At 59.7% G+C, this 24074-nt stretch carries 20 protein-coding genes; 2 read left to right on the top strand and 18 right to left on the bottom strand.

Annotated features, from left to right (window positions below):
- Positions 1 to 169: 169 nt before the first annotated feature.
- Positions 170 to 1804: an ABC transporter substrate-binding protein gene (locus tag NBH12_RS05090; protein WP_250819244.1), complete on the bottom strand. Its 1635-nt coding sequence runs from the start codon at positions 1802 to 1804 to the stop codon at positions 170 to 172.
- Between the two features lie 126 nt (positions 1805 to 1930).
- Here NBH12_RS05090 and NBH12_RS05085 point away from each other — a divergent pair, with 126 nt between their 5' ends.
- Positions 1931 to 2701 (top strand): type III pantothenate kinase, encoded by a 771-nt coding sequence (locus NBH12_RS05085; protein ID WP_025262824.1) that lies wholly within the window; start codon positions 1931 to 1933, stop codon positions 2699 to 2701.
- Positions 2702 to 2794: 93 nt separating this feature from the next.
- On the opposite strand, the gene NBH12_RS05080 is transcribed toward NBH12_RS05085, so the two are convergent.
- From NBH12_RS05080 to NBH12_RS05060, 5 genes are all read right to left on the bottom strand, one after another.
- Positions 2795 to 4216 carry an ABC transporter substrate-binding protein gene (locus NBH12_RS05080; RefSeq protein WP_003828495.1) on the bottom strand — a complete coding sequence of 474 codons (1422 nt, stop codon included), beginning with the start codon at positions 4214 to 4216 and terminating at the stop codon, positions 2795 to 2797.
- A 164-nt stretch (positions 4217 to 4380) separates the two neighbouring features.
- The gene (locus NBH12_RS05075) at positions 4381 to 5727 is read right to left on the bottom strand and encodes an ABC transporter substrate-binding protein (RefSeq protein ID WP_003831980.1); all 1347 of its coding nucleotides are present in this window, start codon (positions 5725 to 5727) and stop codon (positions 4381 to 4383) included.
- Positions 5728 to 5982: 255 nt separating this feature from the next.
- A complete protein-coding gene (locus tag NBH12_RS05070; RefSeq protein WP_250819243.1) occupies positions 5983 to 8058 on the bottom strand; it encodes a beta-galactosidase in 2076 nt (691 codons plus the stop codon).
- 179 nt (positions 8059 to 8237) lie between these two features.
- Positions 8238 to 9236 carry a carbohydrate ABC transporter permease gene (locus NBH12_RS05065; RefSeq protein ID WP_003828491.1) on the bottom strand — a complete coding sequence of 333 codons (999 nt, stop codon included), beginning with the start codon at positions 9234 to 9236 and terminating at the stop codon, positions 8238 to 8240.
- A 52-nt stretch (positions 9237 to 9288) separates the two neighbouring features.
- The gene (locus NBH12_RS05060; protein ID WP_050824689.1) at positions 9289 to 10215 is read right to left on the bottom strand and encodes a carbohydrate ABC transporter permease; all 927 of its coding nucleotides are present in this window, start codon (positions 10213 to 10215) and stop codon (positions 9289 to 9291) included.
- Positions 10216 to 10454: 239 nt separating this feature from the next.
- Between NBH12_RS05060 and NBH12_RS05055 the strand changes: the two genes are divergently transcribed.
- Complete coding sequence (locus NBH12_RS05055; protein ID WP_021649586.1) at positions 10455 to 11441, top strand: LacI family DNA-binding transcriptional regulator; 987 nt, start codon at positions 10455 to 10457, stop codon at positions 11439 to 11441.
- Here NBH12_RS05055 and NBH12_RS05050 read toward each other — a convergent pair.
- The 12 genes from NBH12_RS05050 to NBH12_RS10840 all read right to left on the bottom strand — a co-directional run bounded on the left by NBH12_RS05050 (position 11434) and on the right by NBH12_RS10840 (position 24058).
- Positions 11434 to 12168, bottom strand: a complete 735-nt coding sequence (locus tag NBH12_RS05050; protein ID WP_025262818.1) for a pseudouridine synthase — start codon at positions 12166 to 12168, stop codon at positions 11434 to 11436. The two genes, NBH12_RS05055 and NBH12_RS05050, sit on opposite strands and share 8 nt — an antisense overlap.
- Positions 12169 to 12211: 43 nt before the next feature.
- The gene (glmS, locus tag NBH12_RS05045) at positions 12212 to 14104 is read right to left on the bottom strand and encodes a glutamine--fructose-6-phosphate transaminase (isomerizing) (protein WP_025262817.1); all 1893 of its coding nucleotides are present in this window, start codon (positions 14102 to 14104) and stop codon (positions 12212 to 12214) included.
- Between the two features lie 238 nt (positions 14105 to 14342).
- On the bottom strand, positions 14343 to 15173 hold the full coding sequence (locus NBH12_RS05040; protein ID WP_015438518.1) for an amino acid ABC transporter ATP-binding protein: 831 nt from the start codon (positions 15171 to 15173) through the stop codon (positions 14343 to 14345).
- A 15-nt stretch (positions 15174 to 15188) separates the two neighbouring features.
- Complete coding sequence (locus tag NBH12_RS05035; protein ID WP_050824688.1) at positions 15189 to 16172, bottom strand: amino acid ABC transporter permease; 984 nt, start codon at positions 16170 to 16172, stop codon at positions 15189 to 15191.
- A 144-nt stretch (positions 16173 to 16316) separates the two neighbouring features.
- Positions 16317 to 17258: an ABC transporter substrate-binding protein gene (locus tag NBH12_RS05030; RefSeq protein WP_025299601.1), complete on the bottom strand. Its 942-nt coding sequence runs from the start codon at positions 17256 to 17258 to the stop codon at positions 16317 to 16319.
- A gap of 133 nt (positions 17259 to 17391) precedes the next feature.
- The gene (locus NBH12_RS05025; protein WP_016462316.1) at positions 17392 to 18336 is read right to left on the bottom strand and encodes an ABC transporter substrate-binding protein; all 945 of its coding nucleotides are present in this window, start codon (positions 18334 to 18336) and stop codon (positions 17392 to 17394) included.
- Positions 18337 to 18457: 121 nt separating this feature from the next.
- The gene (gene smpB / locus NBH12_RS05020; protein WP_003828480.1) at positions 18458 to 18934 is read right to left on the bottom strand and encodes an SsrA-binding protein SmpB; all 477 of its coding nucleotides are present in this window, start codon (positions 18932 to 18934) and stop codon (positions 18458 to 18460) included.
- Between the two features lie 113 nt (positions 18935 to 19047).
- Positions 19048 to 20394 carry a CHAP domain-containing protein gene (locus tag NBH12_RS05015; RefSeq protein ID WP_250819242.1) on the bottom strand — a complete coding sequence of 449 codons (1347 nt, stop codon included), beginning with the start codon at positions 20392 to 20394 and terminating at the stop codon, positions 19048 to 19050.
- Between the two features lie 78 nt (positions 20395 to 20472).
- Positions 20473 to 21396, bottom strand: coding sequence for a permease-like cell division protein FtsX (gene ftsX, locus NBH12_RS05010; protein WP_003828477.1), 924 nt, complete (start codon positions 21394 to 21396; stop codon positions 20473 to 20475).
- Between the two features lie 3 nt (positions 21397 to 21399).
- Positions 21400 to 22596 (bottom strand): cell division ATP-binding protein FtsE, encoded by a 1197-nt coding sequence (gene ftsE / locus NBH12_RS05005; protein ID WP_003828475.1) that lies wholly within the window; start codon positions 22594 to 22596, stop codon positions 21400 to 21402.
- Between the two features lie 2 nt (positions 22597 to 22598).
- The gene (prfB, locus tag NBH12_RS05000) at positions 22599 to 23723 is read right to left on the bottom strand and encodes a peptide chain release factor 2 (protein ID WP_106622201.1); all 1125 of its coding nucleotides are present in this window, start codon (positions 23721 to 23723) and stop codon (positions 22599 to 22601) included.
- 203 nt (positions 23724 to 23926) lie between these two features.
- Positions 23927 to 24058 (bottom strand): hypothetical protein, encoded by a 132-nt coding sequence (locus NBH12_RS10840; protein WP_003828472.1) that lies wholly within the window; start codon positions 24056 to 24058, stop codon positions 23927 to 23929.
- Positions 24059 to 24074 lie beyond the last annotated feature (16 nt).

Below are 24074 nucleotides of genomic sequence, written 5' to 3'. Positions count from 1 at the left end.
GGGTTACTTTCCTTTGGCTCCCCTCAGTCGCCTACGGTGACGGCTCCCCCCTCTCTGAGGGGAGTTGTCGCGCAGCGACTGAGGAGAGGTCATAGGAGGAGGATGACTGAGGCCATCCTCAGTCCGCTTCGCGGACAGCTCCCGCCAGCGGGAGCCCGAAAAAACGTAACTACTTCTGGCTGGATCCAGCGACGGAGTAGGTTACGTTGTAGAGGGGCAAGGCGGTCTGGTTGAGGTTGAAGGGGAAGCCCTCGACGCCCTTGGCCGTGGCGGTGGTGGTGCGGTAATTGAACAGCCAATCCGCAGCGGCGTCCTCGGACACCAGCTTGGCGGCCTCGGCGAACTTGGCGTCACGCTCCTTGTCGGAAGTGGCGGCCACGCCCTCGTTGTACAGCTTGGTCACGTCCTTGTTGTCGTAGCCGAAGTAGTAGGTCGGGTCGGTCCAGGAAGCGAAGTCGTGGCTTTCGTTGTGGTCTACCAGTGAGATATCGAAATCGTGGTTGGTGTACACGTCCTGCAACCAGGTGGAGAATTCCACCACGTTGACTTTCAGATCAATGCCGATGGGCTTCAGCTGCGAACGCAGCTGGTCGCCGAGCTCGGTGCCATAAATGTTGGCGTAGGTCAGGCTGAGTTCCAGCGGCTTGTCGGCGGAGTAACCGGCCTGAGCCATAAGCGACTTGGCCTTGCCCTGATCGTAGGGATACAGGTTGGTCAAATCCTCGTAACCGGGGTCGAGGGACGGAATCGGGCCGCCGAGCGCCTTGTCGGCGCCGCCACGGGAGGCGATGAGTTCCTTGTGGTTGATGGCGTAACGGATGGCCTGGCGAATGCGCTTGTCGGCCAGCTTGGAGCCGGAGGCGTTGTTGAAGCCGAGCACGAACTTGTCGGTGCCGTCACCGGCCTTGACCGTGTAGTTCGCGGAATCGGACTTGAACGGCTCGGCGAGGTTCTCGGTAATCGGGGCGAGCACCTGCACATCGCCGGACTTCAGGGCGTTGACCGCGGCGTTGTCGTCAGCCAGATACTTGACCACCACGGTGGGCGTCTTGGCCTTGTTCTTGCCCCAGTATTTCTCGTTGGTCTTCAGCGTGATCGAGCTGTTCTCCACGAACTTGGAGACGGTGTACGGGCCGGAGCCGATGGCCTGGGTCTTCAGGTCGTACTTGGCGTCCTTGTCGAACACCAGTCCGGGGCGGCCGGTCAGGGTCCACAGCAGGTTGGAGTTCGCGCTCTTGAGTGTGATGACCACGGTGTCGGCGTCCTTGGCCTCGACCTTATCGACGGCAGCGAGCGCGTCGGCGTCGTGATAGTCCTTGGCGATGAGTTCGTTGATGGACCAGGCCACGTCTTCGGCGTCGAGCTTGTCGCCGTTGGAGAAGGTCATGTTCTTGTTGAGGTGGAAGGTGTAGGTCAGGCCGTCCTTGGACGTCTCCCAGCTGGAGGCGATGGCGGGAACGACCTGGTTCTTGGAGTCGCGGGCCACCAGACCCTCGTACACGTTGCCGATCAGGATCTGGTCGAGCGCGGAGCCGGCGGTGTTGCGAATGTCCAGATTGGTGGGGGCCAGTTTGAGACCGATGGTCACGGTGTCGGCATAGGTACCGGACGAGGCCGCGTTCTTGGAGTCTTTCTTACCGCCGAAGGCGAAGGCGGCGCCGGCGATAACCGCCACCGCCACGACAACGGCCAAGGCAATCAGCCACCACTTCGGGCTGTTCTTCTTCGGATTCTTTGCGCGCGAGGCAAGGCTCGCATCTGTGGTTGCGCCGTCTTCGACGTGCGCACCATTGTCTTGAGACATGGTTCTTCCTCTATATATGTTGGTTTATACGGTTGGCCGCCACAAACGGGTCGTCCACCACAGCCCATCATAGCTGCGGGGCTGTAGAATTGCACATGAAATCCATCTTGAATCTGGAGGGTTATCATGCTGGTCGCCGTTGATATCGGCAATACGAACATCGTGCTTGGTTTTCTGGATGGCGACACCATCGCCGGAACCTACCGCATCACCACCAAAGCCAACCATACATCCGATGAATACGGCCTGTTTTTGACCGAATTCCTGAGAATGAGCGGTTTCCAGCCGTCCGATGTGGATGACGTGATCATCTGTTCGGTGGTGCCGAAGGTGATGCATTCCTTCCGCTCCTCCATCGTCAAGTTCTTGGATATCGACCCGATGGTGGTGGGCCCCGGCATCAAGACCGGCATGAACGTGCGCGTGGATGACCCGAAATCGCTCGGCGCGGACATTCTGGCCGACTGCGCCGGCGCCTATTACGAGTATGGCGGTCCGGTGCTGGTGGCCGATTTCGGTACGGCCACCACGTTCACGTATGTGAGCGATAAGGGCGTGGTCGATTCGGGCGTAATCACCACCGGCATTCGTGCAGGCGCCGCCGCCCTATGGGGAGACACGGCCCAGCTGCCGGAAGTGGAGATTACCCGACCGGAGACCATTTTGGGCACCAATACCAAGACCTGCATGCAGGCAGGCCTGTATTACACGTTCCTGGGCGGCGTGGAACGCACAATCAGCCAGTTCCGCAAGGAGCTTGGCGGCGAGGACTTCAAGGTGATCACCACCGGTGGCCTTGGGCGCGTGTTCGCCTATGATACCGAGCTGATTGACGTCTATGACCCGGATCTCATCTTCAAGGGCATGGCGCATATCTACGCCCGCAATGTGAAGTAACGAAATCGGCCTTTAGCTAGGCCTTCCCTCAGGTCTCTCCCTCCGTCCGCCTTCGGCGGCCACCTCCCTCGTCAGAGGGAGGTTAGCGAGGAGCTACTTAATCGTGAAGCCCTGGTTGAAGCCGTATTCCTTGAGATCTTTCTGCCAGGTGGCAAGCCCGTGTTCAAGACTGACTTTCTTGCCGGGCCTGTCCAACGATTCCAGCGGCTTGCCTTTCTCGTCTTTCATACCCATATCGACTTCCATCTCACGCTGTTCGTAGGCCTGTTTGCTGCTGGCCCATTCATAGGCTTTGCCTACCGTGCTCTTGAAATCGTTACGTGCATACACTTCAAACGGCAGATACTGATATCCCACGGATACATCCTCGGCCGCTTCGGAAAGCACACGGTTGAATTTCTGCCCGCCGAAATACGGAATTTCGACGCCACGATCGTTCGTGATCGTGGTCTTATCGAGGAATTCACCGGAATTGAGGGTGTCATAGTCGGCAGGGAAGGCACCGCCAGCCACACGGGCACTGATGCCCTGCGCGTCATGGGTCACGAAATCCACGAATCGATAGGCCGCATCCGGCTTACGCGTCAGCTGCAACACGGCAAGTGCGGATCCGCCGCTTTCGGCATTGGTGGGCTGGCCGTCATAGGTGGGCATGGGCGCCACACGCCATAGTCCGGACGCGCCGGGCACATTGGATAGCAGCATCGAAGGCATCCATGCGCCGGAGAACATGGAAGCAATGGTGCCGGTGCCCACCCTGCGCTTCCATCGCTCAGACCATGTGGCGGACGTGGTGTCCACCAGGCCTTCATCGATCATCTTTTGCCAGAATTCGGTGAACAGCTGGGTGCCGGTATCGTGGTCCAGATCGATGGTCACGGTTTTACCGTCCGGCGAGGTATGGAAAGGCTGCCCGCCTGCAAGCCATATCATGGCGTCGTAGAAGCTGCCATCGCCCGAATCGGCCGCAATATAAGCGCCAATTTGCTTGAGTTTCTTGGCGGCCTCGTAATAATCGTTCCATGTCTTGATTTGCGTGGCGTCCACCCCGGCCTGCTGGAACACATCCTCGTTGTAGAAGAATCCCATGGGGCCGGAATCCATCGGCAATGCATACACTCGTCCGGCAAGCTGGACGGACGACCAGGTGCCAAGGGTAAAGAAACTCGCATAATCGGAACCGGTACGATCGGTTAGGTCGAGCAGCTGGCCGGATACCTCGTATTGCGGCAGCGCGTAGTATTCGATCTGCGCCACATCCGGCGTGCCGTAGCCGTCCTGGATGGCGGTATTGAGATTCTCATAGCCGGAGATGTTGGTCCATTCGACGCGGATGTCCGGATTGGCTTTCTCGAAACGGCGGATGACTTCGCCCATGCTGGGCTCCCAGCTCCATACGCTGATTTCGGTACGGTTATCGACCGTGGCTTGGCCGCAGGAGGCTAGGGATACGGTAAGGACCGCGGCCACGACTATGGTCGCCAGTCTGCTGATTCGCCGTCCGATTGTTCGCATGGTGACGAGTCTACTAGGCGGGGCTTAAAACGCCGTATGATGAACCACCCTCAGTCTCGACTCGCGAGCCAGCTCCTGCCAGCGGGAGCCAAGATACGGCAGCGGCCCCGTGGCGAGATGCGTCACGGGGCTGCTGTGGATATATAGAGAGGGAGTTATAAGGCTTACTTCACGGTGAAGCCCTGATCCTTGCCGTAATCCTGCAGGGCCTTCTGCCAAGCAGCGACACCGTCGCTCAGCTTCTGGTCACCGGTGTAGGACTTGCCAAAGTAGTCGCCGAAGATGGTGCGGGCCTTGACCTCGAAGGGCAGGAACTGGTAGCCGGAGGACACGTTCTCAGCAGCCTGAGCCAGAACCTCGTTGTACTTCTGACCACCGAAGTAGTCAACATCCTGACCATCGGCGTTCTTCACGGTGGTGGCGTTCTTGAAGGAGTCCTTTTCCAGGGAGGCCTTGTCAGCCGGGAAGGCGCCGCCAGCCACACGAGTGGCCACACCAGCACCGTGGTTGGCGTACTCGATGAACTGGTAAGCAGCATCAGCCTTCTTGGTGGAGGCGAGCACAGCCAGCGAAGAACCACCGTTCTCAGAGTTGGTGGTGGAGCCGTCAGCGGTCGGCATCTGGGTCACACGCCACTTGCCGGCACCGTCAGCAGCGGAGTTAGCAAGGTTGGCAGGCATCCAAGCGCCAGTGAACAGGGAGGCGATGGTGCCGTCGACCATGCCCTTGAACCAATCCTCGGACCAGCCGGCGGTCTTGGTGTCGAGCAGACCCTCGTCCAGCAGCTTCTGCCAGAAGTCGGTGAAGGTCTTGACGCCCTTGTCTTCGGTCAGGTTGACGGTGACTTCGGAACCATCGGAGGAGGTCTGGAACGGCTTGGCGCCGGCCAGCCAGGTCATGGAGTCGAAGAAGCCGGCGTCGCCGGTGTCGGAGGTGATGTAGTAGTTGTCGCCGAGGGCGTGAATCTTCTTGGCGGCGTCGTAGTACTGATCCCAGGTCTTGATCTGCTCGGCATCAACGCCGGCCTTGTCGAAGACTTCCTTGTTGTAGAAGAAGGCCATTGGGCCGGAATCCATCGGCAGGCCGTAGACCTTGCCGGCGAACTGCACGGAAGCCCACGGGCCAGGGGTGTAGAAGTCCTTGTAACCAGAGGTCTTGTCGGTGATGTCCAGCAGGTTGCCCTTGATGGCGTACTGCGGGACGGCGTAGTACTCAACCTGAGCGACGTCCGGAGCGCCAGAGCCAGCCTCAATGGCGTTGTCCAGCTGAGTGTATTCCTTGGTGTTGGTACCGACGTTCTTCAGGTCGACCTTGATGCCGGTCTCCTTCTCGAAGTCCTTGGCAACCTGGGTCAGCGAAGGCTCCCAAGCCCAGACGGTGATTTCCTTGACGTCGGAATCCTGAGCCGGCTGGCTGGACTTGCCGCTATCAGAGCCGCAGGCGGCAACGGAAACCAGCATGGCAACCGCACCGGTGAGGGCAACGGCCTTCTTGGCGGTAGTGAACTTCATCGTTCTGTTCTCCTTCCTCGAATCGTCTAGAACGATTCAAACTGTTTTGTCGCTCGCAATCATTGCGTGTTACCTAGTGTCAATTATTGATTTCTCCTCGACACTGAGAAGTGGCTCTATGAAGCCATTCCTTTCGCTATGGTTGCGATAACATCTTTTAGTATACACATCTCAAAACAAATCGCAAATGCGATGGCGGGCGTGTTATCGCTAACACGCCCGCCATCGCATTTGAATCGCTATAAATAGACCTCTTTACAGCTTTACCACCAGCACACCGTTCGGCTGAATGGCCGCCGTATGCTCGGATTCGTTGACCTGAGCCAGCGAGGCGACCAGCGGCTCGCCGTCCACGTCCACAATCGCCACATCGTGGGTGCGGTTGAACAGGAACACGAAGTGGTTCTCGCCAGTTTCATCCGCACGCTCAACGCGCAGCACTTCGCCGCGATCGTCTTCGGCCGAGGTCTCGATGCCGAGTTCCTCCAGCAGCGCGGGCAGGCTCTTGGCCAAGCCCTCACGGCCGAGACGGGCACCGACGTATGCGGCCTTGCCGTCGCCGAAGTCGTTGATGGTGATGGCGGGAGCGCCGTCGAAACCGGTCCACTTATCAGCCTTGAAGGAAGCAACCACGTGAGCGGTATCGGCCACGGAGGTGATCACGTCGGCGAAATCGTGCGCCACGGTACCGTTGTCCAAGTCGAGGTGGTCCATGGCACCGGGGAAGTCGTTGCCCATCGGGGCGAATTCCTCAACGCGCACGCCCACCACGTCACGGATGGAGCCGGGGTAGCCACCCAGCCAGACGTGATCCTTGTCGTCCACCAGACCGGTGTAGTAGGTCACGAACAGCTTGCCGCCGTTCGCCACATACTCGCGCACGCGGCGCGTGGTCTCTTCAGACAGGATGGTCAGGCTCGGCAGCACGACGGCTTCGTACTCGTCCCAGGGACCGCGAACCGGCACCACGTCTGCGGTCAGACCGTTGTCCGCCAGCGCGCGGAACCACGCGAGCGGCTCGGTCCAATGGCGTACCTCCTGAGTAGGCGTGGCGGTGTGTTCCGTAGCCCACTGGGACTCGTAATCGAAGACGACGGCGACCTTGGACTTGACCAGCTTGGTGCTCAGCAGGCCCTCGTCAGCAAGCTTGTTGAGGTCGGCACCCAGCTCGCACACGTCGCGGAAGATCTGGGAGTCGGGGCCCACGTGAGGAACCATCGAGGAGTGCCACTTCTCGGCACCGGCCTTGGACTGGCGCCACTGGAAGTAGCAGATGGCGTCGGCGCCCATGGCCAGGTGGGCCAGGGAGTCACGCACCAGTTCGCCGGGTTCGACGCGGTAGTTGATCGGACGCCAGTTGACGGCGGAGCTGGAGTGCTCCATGAGGAACCACGGATTCTTGCGGGCGATGCCGTCGCACAGGGAGGCCGAGTAGGCCAGCTCGTCGAAGTGAGCTTCGCCAGGAGTGAAGTAGTGATCGTTGGACACGAAGTCCACGTCGTAACCCCACTTGTCGTAATCGATGCCGGCACCGCCGGCGGAGACCATGAAGTTGGTGGTCTGCGGCTTGGGGGCGATCTCGAGCAGGGCGTCGCGCTCGGCCTTGTAAAAGTCGAGCAGGGCGTCGGAGCTGAAGCGCTTCCAGTCAAGCAGTTTGCCCGGGTTCATGAAGTTGCCATCGCCGATGAAGCGCGGCGGGATGATCTCGGAGAAGTTGTTCATGCGCTGCGCCCAGAAGGCGGTGCCCCAGGCGTCATTGACGGCGTCGATGGTGCCGTACTTCTTCTCGCACCACTTCTGGAAGGCGCGCTCAGCATCTTCGGAGTAGTCGAAGCGGTTGTGGCAGCCGTACTCGTTGCTCACGTGCCAAGAGACCACATAGGGGTTGTCCTTGTAGTGCTCGGCCATCTTGCGACACAGGTTGAGCGCGTAGTCAAGGAAGACCGGGCTGGTGGCCCGCCAGTGCTGTCGGGCACCGGGCTGGCAGACGTCGCCGCGGTAGTCGACCCAGAGGATCTCCGGGTGGGCCTGGGTCATCCACATCGGCGGGGATGCGGTGCCGGAGGCGAGATCGACGGCGATGCCGGCCTTGCCGAGCTTGTCGATGACGCGGTCGAGCCAATCGAAGTCATACACGCCTTCTTCGGGCTCAAGCTTGGCCCAAGAGAAGATGGCTACGGAGACGAGGTTGACGCCGGCCTTCTGCATGAGGGCTACATCTTCGTCCCACACTTCCTCAGGCCATTGGTCGGGGTTGTAATCGCCGCCGTACCAGATGCGGGGCTTGCCACCCGCAAGAGGCTGCGGCCACTTGAATTCGCGATGTTCCATGATGATGCTGTTCCTTTAATGAATAAATATCTACGTGTGGGCAAATGGGAGTCACGCAGATATACAAGGAGGCGCCTGCACGATTCTCAACAATGCGAATATCTGCATAGACGCCTCCTTCCTGTTAGTGGTTATGCCTTTATCTCGGCTCCCTCCACCAGAAGGGAGCCGAAGTACGGTTACTCCTTGACGGCGCCTGCGGCGAGGCCGGACTGCCAGTACTTCTGCAGGCACAGGAACGCGATGACCAGCGGGATGATCGTGATCAGGGAGCCGGTGATCACCAGGTTCTGGATGGCCTGGCCGCCTGCGGTCGAGGCCTGGTCCTTCCACTGGTTCAGACCGATGGTCAGCGGGTACCAGTCGGCGTCCTTCAACATGATCAACGGCAGGAAGTAGTTGTTCCACGTCGCCACGATCGTGAACAGGGCGGTCGTCACGATACCGGGGGCCAGAAGGGGCAGGCTGATGGTCCAGAACGTGCGGAACTCGGACGCGCCGTCCACGCGGGCGGCCTCCAGGAGCTCGGTGGGCACGGCCTGCTCGCTGAAGATCCACATCAGGTACAGGCCGAACGGGGAGATCAGCGACGGGATGATCATGGCCCACGGGGTGTTGGTCAGGCCCAGCTTGGCGAACAGGAGGAACTGCGGCACGGCCAGGGCGATGCCCGGCACGGAGATCGAGCCGATGATCACGGCGAACACGGCCTTGCGGCCCGGGAAGCGGAACTTGGCCAGCGCGTAGCCGCCCATGATGGCCAGGAGGGTGGCGCCGCCGGCGCCGACGACCACGTAGAGCAGGGTGTTGACCAGCCAGCGGCCGAAGATGCCGCCCTGGTAGGTGAACACCGTGACGATGTTGTCCCACAGGGCGAAGCTCTTGCCGAAGCCGAGGCCGAACGTGGAGGTGAAGTCGGCCTGGGTCTTGGTGGCGTTGATCACCAGGTACACGAACGGGAACAGGCAGTACACGGCGAAGATCGCGCACAGCACGGTCATCAGGGTCGAACGGCGCGGGTTGCTCACGTTCGCGAAACCGGCCCTGGCGCTGCGCCTGCGCTCGGCCGCCTCATCGGCGGCGATGCGCTTCTGGCGTTCCTTCTCGGCCTTCCTGGCGGCCTTCTCCTGCGCCTTCAGTTCGGCGTCAGTCAGACGGGTAGATGCTGCGGCACTCATCACGCACGCTCCTTCACAATCGAAACCAATCCGGCAATACGGGCGGTCGTCGTCACTTCATCTGCTCCTTCATGCTCTTCAGCTGCACGGCGTAGGCGATGGCCATGGTGATGACGGCCATCACGATGGCCAGAGCGGCCGCGTAATTCGACTGGTTGCCGGAGAAGCTCAGGTTGTACGCGTACATGTTCGGCGTGTAGTACGTGGTGATCGCGTTGCCCGGAACCATGTTCTGCAAGATGCTCGGCTCGTTGAACAGCTGGAAGCTGCCGATGATCGAGAAGATCACCGTGATGGCCAGCGAGCCCTTCAGCTCGGGCAGCTTGATGGACTTGACGATCTGCCATTCGGAGGCGCCGTCGATGGAGGCGGCCTCGTACAGGGAGTGCGGGATGGTGGACAGCGACGAGTAGAAGATCAGCATGTTGTAGCCGGTGAACTCCCACGTGCTGATGTTGCCGATGGAGGCAAGCAGCACGCTCGGCTGCAGCACGTCGACGTTCGTGCCGAAGAAGTCGTTGAACGAGCCCACCAGGCCGTACTTCGCGCCGTACACGAAGCCCCACACCAACGTGGACACCACCGCGGGCACCGCATAGGGCAGGAACGTGCTGATGCGGAAGAACTTGGCGCCGTGCAGCTTCATCGAATCCAGGGCGAGGGCCATGGCGGCCGACAGGAACAGCATGATCGGCACCTGCACGCAGGTGAACAGCGCCACACGACCCACGGACGACCAGAACTGGCCGTCCTGCAGCAACCGCGCGTAGTTCTCGACCCCGACGAACCTCGTGCCGCCGATCATCTGCTTCTTGAAGAAGCTGATGTAAATGGCGTACACAATCGGAATAATGAACACGAACACGAACACCACCGTGAACGGCCACATGAACTTCCATCCACGCCAATCGGCCTTATGCTTGTTCTCACGCGCTTTATCCGTGCGCATAGGCACGGCAGCGACATCGGCTGAAGCCATTTCCAACCCCTCTCCTTCGAAGGTTGACCAAAATTGTTTACGTTATCATCATAACACCATTCATAACATTGTCCAATCGTGTTGAATTCAATGTTTTTGCGCTAGCTGTTACAATGGTCACGAAAACAATGATGTTATCGTTACCGTTCACGCGATACATGGTAGACATCGCAGCGGTATGACCGCTGTCGTTTGAGAGACAAGCGAGGGGCGAGATGGCGAGACCAACACAGGTTTCCATGCAAGATGTGGCTAAGGCGGCTGGCGTTTCGCCGCAAACCGTATCCCGTGTGGCGAATGACAGCAATGCGGTCAAGCCGGAAACCCGCCAGCGCGTTGAAGCCGCGATGGAACGCCTCGGATATCGTCCGAATTACGCCGCCCGAGCATTGAAGCATGGGCGATTCCAGGATATCGGCGTAGTGATGTTCGACACCACCAGGTTCGGTAATGCCCGGATACTCGATTCCATTGTCACCCATGCAGCCGAGGACGGCTATTCCGTCACCATTCAGACTATGAGCAACGGCGCAGAACGTACGCTGGCCTCCGCCATCGACCGCATGCAACGTCAACCCGTAGATGGCGTCATCGTGGTGCTTGAGGAACGCATTTCCGACTTCGTGGGATACAAACCACCGCGAGAACTACCGGTTGTGCTGATTTCCGAGGCGGCAGCCGACCACTGCCCCACCGTTGACGCCGATCAATACGGATGTTCCACAGCCATCGTCGACTATTTGATGAGCAAAGGCCATAAGACCGTCTACCATATCGCCGGCCCAGTCACTTCACGTGCTGCCGAAAGCCGAGCGCAAGGCTGGCGTGAAGCCTTGGAACAAATAGGCGCGCGCGTACCGAGCATGTATATCGGCGACTGGTGTGCCGACTCCGGCTATCAGGCAGGCGTGGCGCTGGCTCACGACCCGGAATGCACCGCAATCTATGCGGCCAACGACCAGATGGCCTACGGTGCGATGCTCGGATTGGAATCAGCCGGCAAGCGCGTACCGGAAGACGTAAGCATTGTGGGCGTGGACGATTCGCTGGTCGACGTGGTGCCAAGACTCAACCTCACCACCATGCGCATGCGCAATGACGCCATCGGCGCCACCGCGTTCTCCATGGTCCGCCGTCAATGCGAAGGCGAGAAAGTACCGGCCGGCATCAAAACCGTAATCCCCACCGAACTCATCGAGCGCGGTTCCGTCCGCGACATTAGCTGATTAATGGTATACGGGAAACGAATTCTTGTCGCTTCCCTGTTATTGGGTCGGTGAAGCGCAGCACACGTGCGACCAATTGCAATGGTTGGCTGAAATCGTCGTAAAGGCGCGTCTGGATGCGCGGGTAGAAATCGTCACCCACGATGGGTAGGCCCAGTGAGTTCATGTGGACGCGCAGTTGATGGGTTTTGCCGGTGCGCGGATGAAGCGTGTAGCGGCAGATGGGGGGATTCTCCAGACAGGGACCACCCTCCGGCGCTTCGCGCCACCTCCCGCCAGCGGAAGGAAGTATGAGTTCGCCGCGCTCGATCAGGGTTTCAGCATTGACTGCGCCCGGCTCCTCGAAGGCGGCCAACGTGCCACGCTCCTTGGTGATGTGCGAGCGGCGCAGCAACGGAAACGGACGCGGCGGCTCAGCCTGTGTAATCGTGCCAAATCGCGGTCGACGAATCGGCGCGCACGATGCCAGACATTCATAGACCTTGGTGGCTTGCTTGTTCTGGAACAGCATCTGATACGCTCCACGGCAAGCCGGATCACGCACAAAGACCAGTACGCCCGCAGTCATGCGATCCAAACGGTGGGCCGGTGTGATATCCGGCTCCCCCAGACGCTCGCGCAATCGGATCAGCGCGGTTTCGCGATACCACATGCCGCGCGGCATGGTAGCCAGAAAATGCGGCTTATCCACCACAATGATCCGCTCGTCCTCATACAGCACGTCCATCTCAAACGGAATATGAGGCTCGTCAATAACGTATCGGTGTGGCTTACTCAACGGTGACGGACTTGGCGAGGTTGCGGGGCTTATCCACGTCATAGCCCTTGAGCTTGGCCATATCCATGGCGAACAGCTGCAGCGGCACCACATCCACCAGCGGGCTCATCAGCGTCGGGCAGGCCGGGCGCCAGAACACCACATCAGCATACCGTTCCACATCCGGGTCGCCCTGCTCGGCCACGGCAATGATGTACGCGCCACGAGCCTTGACCTCCTCGATGCCGGAAATCACCTTGGCGTGCAGCACATTGCGGCCACGCTCCGGCGGCACGATGAACACCACGGGCTCACCCTCGTCCACCAGTGCAATCGGGCCATGCTTCAATTCGCCGGCCGCAAAGCCCTCGGTAAAGGTGTAGGCGATCTCCTTGAGCTTCAGCGCACCTTCCAGCGCCACCGGGTATCCCACATGGCGGCCAAGGAACAGGAAGGAGTTGGCATTCACCATGCGCTCGGCGGCGGCCTGGATGGTCTTGGGCTGCGTGTCGAGCACCCACTGGATCTTGCGCGGCATGTCCTTCAGGGAGTCAAGCACCTGATGAATCTCGTCGCGGAACATCGCACCCTTGACCTGCGCCAGATACAGGCCCAGCAAATAGGCGGCGGTGATCTGCGCCACGAAGGCCTTGGTGGAGGCAACGGCGACTTCCGGGCCGGCGTGCGTGTAGAGCACGGCGTCGGATTCGCGAGGAATGGAAGCACCCTGCGTGTTGCAGATGGCCAGCACTTTGGAGCCTTGTTCGCGCGCGTGGCGCAGGGCCATCAGCGTATCCATGGTTTCACCGGACTGAGAGATGGCCACCACGAGCGTACGCGGGGTCAGAATCGGATCACGGTAGCGGAATTCGTGCGCGAGTTCGATTTCCACGGGAATGCGCACCCAGTGTTCGATGGCGTACTTGGCCACCTGACCGGCATAGCTGGCGGTGCCGCAGGCCACGACGATGATCTTGTCAATGGCCTTAAAGTCATGCTGGTCGATGCGCACCTCATCGAGGGTGATGTCGCCGTTTGGGTCGAAACGGCCCAGCAGCGTGCGCTGCACGGCGGCCGGATCCTCGTGGATTTCCTTGTCCATAAAGGAATCCCAGCCACCCTTTTCGGCGGCCGAGGCGTCCCAGTCCACGGTGTAGGTCTTCGGATTCTCAATCACATTGCCGTCGAAGTCGGTAACAATGACCTTATCGGCGGATACGCACACGGCCTGATCCTGATCGACTTCCATGGCGCGCTTGGTATATGCCACGAATGCGGCCACATCGGAGCCGAGGAAGTTCTCGCCATCGCCAAGGCCCACAACCAGCGGAGAATCATGACGGGCGCCGACCACGATATCCGGCTGACGGCAGTCGGTGGCCAGAATGGTGAATGCGCCCTCCAACATGCGGGCCATGCGGCGCACTGCCTTGAACAGGTTCGGCTTGCCCTCTTCCGCAATGATCTTGTCCACGATTTTGCCCAGCAGCTTGGCGGCCACTTCGGTATCCGTGGCGGAGGCGAATCGGTAGCCCTCGGCCTGCAGATCAAGGCGCAGCTGGGAGGCGTTCTCGATGATGCCGTTGTGAATGATGGCGACTTTGCCGTCCATACTAGTATGCGGATGTGCGTTCACATCGCTCGGCTCGCCGTTGGTGGCCCAACGCGTATGGCCGATACCCACGGTGGCCAGCGGCATTGGCTTATGTTCGATGTCTTCGACCAGATTCTTCAGACGACCGGCCTTCTTGCGCACGGTCACTTTATCCATGCCAGGTGCGGTCAGCGCCACGCCGGCTGAATCATATCCTCGGTATTCCAGACGTTCCAAGCCTTGCAGACAGACCTCCAAGGGCTTGCCGCACGCCGTTTCCACATTTCCCGCATATCCAACGATTCCACACATGGCTCACCAGCCTAGCGGACAAACATTGCCTGAAGCGAATCCAACCCGCCGCCTTTGCAGGATTGGAACATGCGGGGCCCTAGCCGTGCCCCCGCTGGCGGGGGCTGTTGGCGGAGCCGACTGGGGGTGGTTCCCGCCATATCAGAGGAACCACCCCCAGTCATGCGTTGCATGACAGCCCCCGCCAGCGGGGGCGCAAAAAACGGTTCCCCTCTTCAGAGGGAAGCCAGAGTGCGGACTACAGCACGTGCTGCAGGAAGTCTTTGAACCTCGGTTCGGTCGGATTGTCGATGATTTCGGGGCCGCCTTTTTCCACGACCACACCACCATCCATAAACACAATCTGATCGGCGACCTCACGTGCAAAGCCGATCTCGTGCGTCACGCACACCATCGTCATACCCTCCTTGGCCAAGGAAAGCATCACATTGAGCACTTCGCCCACCAGCTCGGGGTCAAGGGCGGAAGTCGGCTCGTCGAACAGCATGATTTCCGGCTTCATGGCCAGAGCACGGGCGATGGCCACACGCTGCTGCTGGCCACCGGAAAGCTGTGACGGGTAGTAATCCATACGATCGCCCAGACCGACGCGCTGCAACTCGGCTTCGGCCAGTGCGCGTGCTTCACTCTTGGACTTGTGCTGCACATGCACCGGAGCTTCCATCACGTTTTCGAGGGCGGTCATGTGCGGGAACAGGTTGAAGCGCTGGAACACCATGCCCAGGCGGGAACGCTGCGCAGCGATCTCCTTGTCATCCAGAGTCTGCAGCACATCCTGACCGTTCTTGGTCACATGCTTGTATCCGATGAGTTCGCCGTCCACCTCGATCGAACCGCCGGTCAAAGTCTCCAGCTGGTTGATCAGGCGTAGGAATGTGGACTTGCCGGAACCAGAGGGTCCCAGAATCACCGTCACGGTACCGGGCATAACGGTCAGATCGATGCCCTTGAGCACATGCAGTGGGCCGAAGGCCTTGTGCACCTGCACCGCCTTGACAGCGGGAATCACGGAACCGTCAGCCGCCTTGTGCACGGCTGGGACAACACTGGTGATGTCATTCATAGTCATAATCGCACTCCCGCCTTATGCATTCAATCCGACAAATGTGGTCTGGTTGAGCTTGTCCACGTCATCCTTCGGCTCACCGTCGGTCTTACCCGGCAATGGCGCCTGCTTGCCCTTGGTGCCCACCGGTCGGGCATCGAAGCCCTTGCCGAAGTGCGCTTCGAGGCGGGACTGGCACACCATAAGGATGGAGGTAATCAGCAGATACCAGAAGCAGGCCACGATCAGCAGTGGAATCGGCTTGTAGATACGGTTGGCGATGGCGTTGGTGGCAAACTGCAGTTCGAGGGTGAACGGCACGGCGGTGACCAGCGAGGTGGTCTTCAGCATGCCGATGGTCTCGTTGCCGGTGGGCGGGATGATGATGCGCATGGCCTGCGGCAGCACAATACGACGCATGATAAGTGTGCGGTTCATGCCCAGCGCCTTGGCGGCCTCAGTCTGGCCGGGATCCACGGCTTCAAGACCGGCGCGCACGATTTCGGACAGGTAGGCGGCCTCGTTCAGGGCCAAGCCAATCCACGCCGCATTGAATGCAGTGACCACCACGTTGGAGTCGATGCTCCAGAATTTCACTGAGGTAAAGGGAATGCCAAGGCTGATTTTTGGAATCAGCACGGCGAACAGACCCCAGAAGATGAGCTGCGTGTACACAGGCGTACCGCGGAAGAACCAGATGAAGAACCAGCTGACACCGCGCAGCACCGGATTGATGGACTTGCGCATAATGGCGAGAATCACCGACAGGATGATGGCCACGACCATGGAAATCACGGTCAGGGTGAGCGTGTACTGGATACCTTCAAGTACGTTCTCGTTGAATAGGTACTTCCAGACCGTGGGCCAATCCAATCGTGGATTGCTGATCATGCCCTGAATAAACATCGCGGCGAGCAGCACCACAATCACGGCGGCCACAATCGGGCCGGGGCGCTTGACCGGCAGCGCCTTGATGCGGTTGGGGATGTTCAATCCTTCGCCGTCGACTTCTTTCTTCGCCATAGTTTGGTTCCTTGGGTGTCTTTGGGCAGCCTGGGCTGCGATAGTTGCAACTAGCGTTGAACCTTAGCGCACAGATGGGGCGCCTGTGTTACATACAGTACGCCCCATCTGGATTGCTTGATGCTGATTGACCGCTGTGTACGCTCAGTCGACGGACGGGTTGATCTCGGCCTTGTCCAGAGCGCCGGATTCCACACCCCAGTGCTGGAGAATCTTGCCGTAGGTGCCGTCGTCCATGAGCTTCTGCATGGCCTTCTGCACGGCATCGGTGGTCTGGGAATCGCTCTTCTTGATGGCGATGGCGTTCGGCACGGAGTCGAAGTCCTTGCCGAGCTGTTCCAGCTGGCCCTCGGTCTGGGCGATGGCGTAGCCGACCACCGGGGAATCGGCGAAGAACACGTCGGCCTTGCCGGTCACCACGGCGGTGGTGGCGTCGGTCTGCTGCTTGGAGGACTGGATGGTGATGTCCTTCTTGCCGTCCGCCTTGCACTGCTTGGCGGTCTCGTTGATGGCGTCCTCCTCGACGGTGCCGGTCTCGACGGCGACGTTCAGGCCGCACAGGTCATCCGGGTTCACGTTCTTGGGGTTGCCTTTGGCCACCGCGTAGCCCATGCCGGCGGTGAAGTAGGAGACGAAGTCCACGGACTGCATACGTTCCTTGGTGATGGTGAACGCGGCGATGCCGAGGTCATACTTGGTGCCGATGGCCGGGATGATGGTGTCGAAGTTGGAGGAGACGATTTCGGTGTCCAAACCGAAGATGTTGCCCAGCGCACGGGCGAGGTCCATGTCATAGCCGATCTGGGTCTTGCCGTCAGCGTCGAGGAATTCGGCCGGGGCGTAGGAAGGATTGGTGCCGATGGTGAGCTTGCCGTCCTTGGTCACGGATTCGGGCAGCAGGGCGGCGATGGCGTCGTCCTTCTTCACGGAGCTGACATCGTAGCTGGTGATGGTGGCGGCATCGGAGCCCTTGGCGGAGTCCGTACCGGCATCGGCCTTGTCGGAGGTGCCGCAAGCGGCGGTGGCGAACAGCATGGCCGAGCTCAGCGCCATGGCCATCATGGACTTCAGTTTGGTGGACTGCATAATCGTTTCTTCTTCTCTCTTACGCCGCTTATGTGGCAACGATCAACGGTTAAGCATATTTATACACCACAGTGCATACATATACAAATAGACTCCCGCCGCAGAGCAACGGGAGTCTTCATAGTAACCGAAACTATTCGATGGACGGATTGATCTCGGCCTTGTCGACGGCACCGGAAGAGACGCCCCACGTGTCGAGGATCTTCTTATACGTGCCATCATCCATCAGCTTCTGGATGGCCTTCTGCACGGCTTCGGCGGTCTTGGAATCGCCCTTCTTGACGGCCACGGCCTCAGGGGTCACGCCAACATCCTCGCCGAGGGCCTCGAGCGTATCACCGGTCTGCTTGATGGCGTAGCCGGCAACCGGCGTATCGGCGTAGAAGATATCAGCCTTACCGGAAGCCACGGCGGTGGTCACATCGGTCTGCAGCTTGGAGGACTGGATGTCGATGGCATCCTTACCGTCCGCCTTGCACTGCTCGTTATCCTTGTTGACTTCCTCTTCCTGGGTGGTACCGGTCTGCACAGCCACCTTCACGCCACACAGGTTGGAGGTATCGATCTTCTTCGGGTTGCCCTTCTGCACCACAAACGTGGAACCGGCCTTGAAGTAGGTCACGAAGTCCACGGCCTCCATGCGCTCCTTGGTCACGGTGAAGGAGGAGATGCCGATGTCGTACTTGGAGCCGACGGACGGGATAATCGAATCGAACGTGGAGGAGACGGTGTTTTCCTTCAGTCCGAACACTGCGGCCAGCGCCTTGGACAGGTCGACATCAAAGCCGACCGGGGTCCTGCCGTCCTCGGCCAGGAACTCGGCCGGGGCATAGGAAGTATCGGTGCCGACGGTCAGCGTGCCGTCGCCGGCCACGGAATCGGGCAGCAGCGCGGCGATCTCATCGTCTTTCTTGATGCCGCTGGTGTCGAAGCCTTGCGTACTGGATGAATCTTTGGAATCAGCAGATTTGGATGCAGTGTCCGCGCTATCGCTCGTGCCGCAGGCGGCCACGGCGATCAGCATGGCGGCGCTCAGAGCTGCGGCCGCAGCGGATTGTATTCCCTTGCTTAGAGACATTGGATTTCCTCTCTCCGGATAGTCAGCTGGGCGGGTATGTTTCCCAGATGGCTCCAGAGATTAGGAGCGTTGTGCTACCAAGGCGTTAATCATGGGCGAAAAAGTCCGCAACGTGGACAAATCAGTGACGCATGTTGGCATAGCGCATGGCGCGCAGGGCCTCGCGCTTGTCCTGCTCCTCACGTAGAGCCTGACGCTTGTCGAATTCCCTCTTGCCTCGGGCAAGGGCGATTTCCGCTTTGACGCGACCGTCCTTGAAATACAGGCTCAACGGCACAATCGTGTATCCCTTGGCCTCGATGCCGCGAGCGAGCTTCGTGATCTGCACGCGATGCAGCAACAGCTTACGCTTGCGCTTGGGCGCATGATTGTTCCATGTGCCGTTCAGGTATTCGGGGATATTCGCCCCCTCAAGCCACATCTCTCCACGGCGATCGATGGAAACGAACGCCTCGGACAGAGACGCGCGGCCTTCGCGCAATGACTTGACCTCAGTGCCGGTCAACGCCAATCCGGCCTCATACTTGTCTTCGATGGCGTAGTCGTGCCGGGCCTTCTTATTCTGCACGATCAGCTTTTCGCCGGCCTCCTTGGGCATGGGTTCCCTCCTTTCGTGGGTGCAACGCAACATATGAGAATATCATGAACCATCTGCACATACGAACAAGGCCCCAAACGGGGCCTTGCATAACGTAATTCGGTACAGCCGGATCAGTGAACGTACCAGTACTGACCGGGATTGTACAGAACGCGCTGGCTGACGATGAACTCGCCCTTGACGTTCATTTCGGAAATCAGAATCGAGTTGCCGTACACGGCTTCCACCACGGCCACGTGACCGTAGTAGCCATCAGCGCCAGCCACACCCGGCGGGAAGGAGAGAGCCGCGCCAACCTGCGGGCTGTGATCCACCCGCAAACCGTATTGGGGAGCGTAAATGTACCACTGGCCGCCATTGTGCAGGAACGATGGCGTGCCGATGCCCATCTCCTTACGCCGGTTGTACGCATACCACGTGCATTGGCCGGCCACATACCGGTTGCCGACATCACCATTCGAGGTGCCCTGTCCCGTGCTTCCGCCGGCAGACGTGCTGCCACCGGAGGGAGCGGACGGAGCAGGTGCGGAAGGAGCAGGTGCGGCCGAACCACCAGTGCTCTGCTGGCCGCTGCTGACCTGGCCGTTGGCGGTTGCCTGTTCCTTGATGTACTGCTGGTTGTAGGAATCCACCTGAGAAGCGATCAGCACGGTCTGCGCGGCCTGCTTCGCCGACTGGGACTTCAGGCTGGACACCATACCGGTCAGTTCATTGCGCCTGGCTTCGCCCTCCTGGCGCAGCTGTTCCAGAGCATCACGCTCATTTTGCGCGGTTTCCGCGGCGCTCTGAGCCGCGGCGGCCTTGTTGTCGGCCTGGGTCTTCAGTGTGGCGATCTGCTTCTCGATCGCGTCCAGACGCTCGCTGCGGTTCATCGAGGTATTAAGCTCGGTGGCCGCTGAGGAGGCAGCATTAGCCTCGTTACGAGACAGTGCGTCACGCGACTGCATCGAGTTGACGAAGTCCTTGGTACTCGAGGCACCAGTGACCACGCTCATAATCTCCGAGGCATCGGAACCATGCTGCTCTTCACGGGCCAATTGGGCCACAGCGGCATGGGCGTCGTCGTAGTCCTTACCGGTTTTCTCGATCTGAGCCTCGAGATCTTCCTTGTCCTTCTGCGCGGCTTCCCGTCTTGAGGCAGCGGCATCGGCTTCTTCCTGAGCCGTGGCGGCGTCGGCATTGGCCTGGGTGACTTTATCCTGCGCGGCGACGATCTTGTTGTTGGTCAGATCATCCAATTCCATGATCTTGTCGGCCAGTTCGGTGCTCGCACCGGCTAGCTGCTGCTTTAGATGGGCTTCACGCTGCACGGATGCGGCATGCTGGCTCTGCGCATTGACCAAATTCGAATAGGTGTTTGCCCGCGCCGGCTGAACAGGGCTGGCCAGCAGCCCGGCCACGCATATGGCGCTGGCCGCGCATGCGGCCAACACTGGCCTCATCGTTTTCGCCTTAGTCATATAAATCCTTTCCGTCGCAATAGACCACACCATAACATGCGAATCTGGGAACGCCACCCGCAGTGAGTGTGATACGTCTTACGCGCGAAGGTACCGTCGCAGAGAAATGGTGGAGGCAATCACCGAAAGCAGCACCGCCCCCACGACCAGGAACGGGGAAATCAGCAGCACGGTCATCTGATTCACGTACGGAATCCAAGTCACTGATTGAGCCAACCACCCGGTGATGAACACATGCACGATTACCGACAACATCACGCAGGAGAGTATCGAACCGATACCGGAAGCGATGGCGCCTTCCAAGATGAAGGGCAGACGAATCGTCCAGTTCGAGGCACCCACGTACCGCATGATTTCGGTTTCAGTGCGTCTGGATGCTGCGGACATGCGAATCGTAGTACCGGTCAGCAGGATGGCCACCAACACCATTACGCCTGCCAGAACGGCCGTGACCGCAGTGGCGCGATTCAGAATGGCGAATACGGGATCGAAGATCTGCCGCTGATCGGTGACGTCTTCCACGCCCTCCTTACTGGAGAGCACTTCGGCGACCACCTGATACTTGGTGGGGTCCTTGAGCTTCAGCCACAGGGAATCCTGCATATCGTCGGCAGTCAGCGTACGACCTTGGAATTCGCCATTCGGGTACTGCTTGGTGAAGGTGTTGTTGTAGAAGTCCTGCTTGCTCACATAGTTGATGTTGGACACCACATCGTTGAGCTCGTCGCGGATGGTCTTCTGCAGTGCCGTGATTTCGGCCGCAGACGGCGACTTACCGGATGCGCAGTTGGCGGACTGGCTCGTACCATCCGGGCACAGCCAAACCACGACTTCGACCTTGTCATACCAATCGCCCTTGGCCTTGGTGATCTGGGCCTGAGTAAGCACGGAAGCGCCGATGAACAGGAATGAGATGAACGTGACCAGCATGAGCGAGAGCAGCATGGACAGGTTACGCCTCAGATTGGTTCCTGTTTCAGACAGGATGAATCGCATACGCATGGGCTACTCCTCCTTGCCTTCGCTGGTTGCACTCTGGGATTCGGCGCTCGGCGGCGCAGGTGGGGCTGGCGGAGCCGGCGGCATAGGCACCTCGTCTGCTTGCACTGACGAGGGCTCGGCCTGGTTCGTCCCTTCGCCGTCGCCGACGGACTGCTGCTCAGGTATCTCACCGGCAACGGACGTCTCCGGCACAGCGAGCGTTTCGGAAACCTCGACTGTCGTACTGCTGACACTTTCCTCGGGATGCAACGAATCGAAAGCCTGGGTGGCTTCGAGGGATGCAGCCTGCTCGTCCAAAGTCAGGCCCTTGCCCCATGTCAACGTGTCTTCCAACGGCGCAAAAGTCTCACCGTAGCGGCCGGTTCGCCCGGAATGCACGGAATTGGCCAGACGTGCGATGCCTTCGGACGGCTCGCCCTCCTCCGGCGCGGCGATGGCGTTGGTCCGGGCATCGGGGATGTGGTTGGCCCTGCCGAATTTAGCTTCGGCCTCGGCATCGGGGAAGTACAGGGCGGAATCGTAGGAACCGTGGGCCTCATCACGCACGATCTTGCCACCGTGCAGTTCGACAACGCGCTTGCGCATCGAGTTGACGATCTCTTCGTTATGTGTGGCCATCACGATGGTGGTGCCGGTACGGTTGATAGCGTCCAACACCTCCATAATGCCCAGCGATGTGGTCGGGTCAAGGTTGCCGGTGGGCTCGTCGGCCAACAGGATCTGCGGGTGGTTCACATACGCACGGGCGATGGCCACGCGCTGCTGCTCGCCACCGGACAGCTCATGCGGATAGTTCTTCTCTTTGCCGGTAAGACCCACGGTGTCCAGCACCTTGGGCACCAAAGACTTAATGGTGGAACGGCGGGTACCGATCACCTCGAGCGCGAACGCCACGTTCTCCCACACGGTTTTGTTGTTGAGCAGCTTGTAGTCCTGGAACACGAAGCCCAGCGTACGGCGGTAATGCGGCACCTGACGGTTAGCGATACGGCGCAAGTCGTTGCCGGCCACACGAATCTCACCGCTGGTGGCCTCCTCCTCGCGCAACAGCAGGCTCAGCAGCGTGGTTTTACCGGATCCGGATGCGCCCACCAGGAACACGAAGTCGCCACGCTCTATGCTGAGGTTGATGCCATCAAGCGCGGGACGAGTACCCTTGGGGTAAATCTTGGACACATCGTCCAATGCAATCAAAGCCATGATTACTCCTCGTTCTCGGCAGCACGACGCTGTTCATGACGCCAGCGGATGCCGGCTTCGATGAAGTTGTTGATGTCACCATCGAACACGGCCTGGGTCTGGCTGGTCTCGTAACCGGTACGCAGATCCTTGACCATCTGGTAGGGATGCAGCACGTAGGAACGCATCTGATCGCCCCAGCTGGCCTTGATGTCTCCGGCGAGCTCCTTCTTCTTCTTGGCCTCTTCCTCGTGTCGCAGCACCAGCAATCGGGACTGGAGCACGGCCATGGCGGAGGCGCGGTTCTGAATCTGCGAGCGCTCGTCCTGCATGGTGACCACGATGCCGGTGGGCAAGTGGGTGATGCGCACGGCGGAGTACGTGGTGTTCACACCCTGGCCGCCGGGGCCGGAGGAGCAGTAGGTGTCCACACGGATATCCGTGTCCGGAATGTCAACGTGATCGGTGGCCTCAACCAGAGGCACCACTTCCACAGCGGCGAAGCTGGTCTGGCGGCGGCCCTGATTGTCGAACGGGGAGATACGCACCAGACGGTGAGTGCCGCCTTCCACAGACAGTCGGCCATATGCATAAGGGGCGTCCACCTGGAACGTGGCGGACTTGATGCCGGCCTCTTCGGCGTAGGAGGTGTCCATGACCTTGGCCTTGAAGCCGTTGCGCTCGCAGTAGCGCAGGTACATGCGCAGCAGCATCTGCGCGAAGTCGGCGGCATCCACGCCACCCGCGCCGGAGCGGATGGTCACCACGGCGGAACGTTCGTCGTATTCGCCGTCAAGCAGGGTCTGTATCTCCATTTGGTCGAGATCCTTCTGAATCTCGCCGATCTCGTTCTGCGCCTCGTCCAAGGATTCCTGATCCTGTTCCTCCTGGCCGAGCTCGACGAGCGTCTCCACGTCGTCGATGCGCTGGGATGCGGAAGTCAGACGCTTGAGCTGCGATTCCGCTGCGGAGAGCTTGCTGGTGATTTTCTGTGCGTTGTCAGGGTTGTCCCACAATCCCGGAGCCGCCGCCTGCGCCTCAAGATCCTTGATATCCGCCTTGAGACGGTCCACATCCAACGCCTTGGCGATGGAATCGTACTTGGCGCGAGCTTCGCCAATCGTCTGGGTAAAGTCAAATTCTGCCATCGTGTCTTACCTTAACTGTTGATACTTCGAGTTTTCTTGGATGTCGCGTCCTCGTTGACAGCCTTCGCACATTCCGTAATGGTTCTGGCACCGCGATGTTGTGATGTCGTAAGAGTGTTTCTGCAGCCGATCAGCAGACTTTTCTCGTCACTCCTTCTGCATCAGACGCGCTCAACCGCGGGCGCAAATGCACGAAGGCAACGTCAAAGACCTGCATAGATAGCAGGGACAATCAGGGAGCCAAGCATGGCAACAGCCACGACGATGCACACCACGCGCACGATGGTGCGGCGGCGGTTTTCGCGCTGTTGTCGGCTGTCCTGATATTCACTCACGAGGTCAGTAGTGTAC

The organism is Bifidobacterium sp. M3-N-101 (genome assembly GCF_023656805.1).
Classification (GTDB): Bacteria; Actinomycetota; Actinomycetes; order Actinomycetales; family Bifidobacteriaceae; genus Bifidobacterium; species Bifidobacterium breve.
This window is presented reverse-complemented; position numbering and strand designations above follow the sequence as displayed.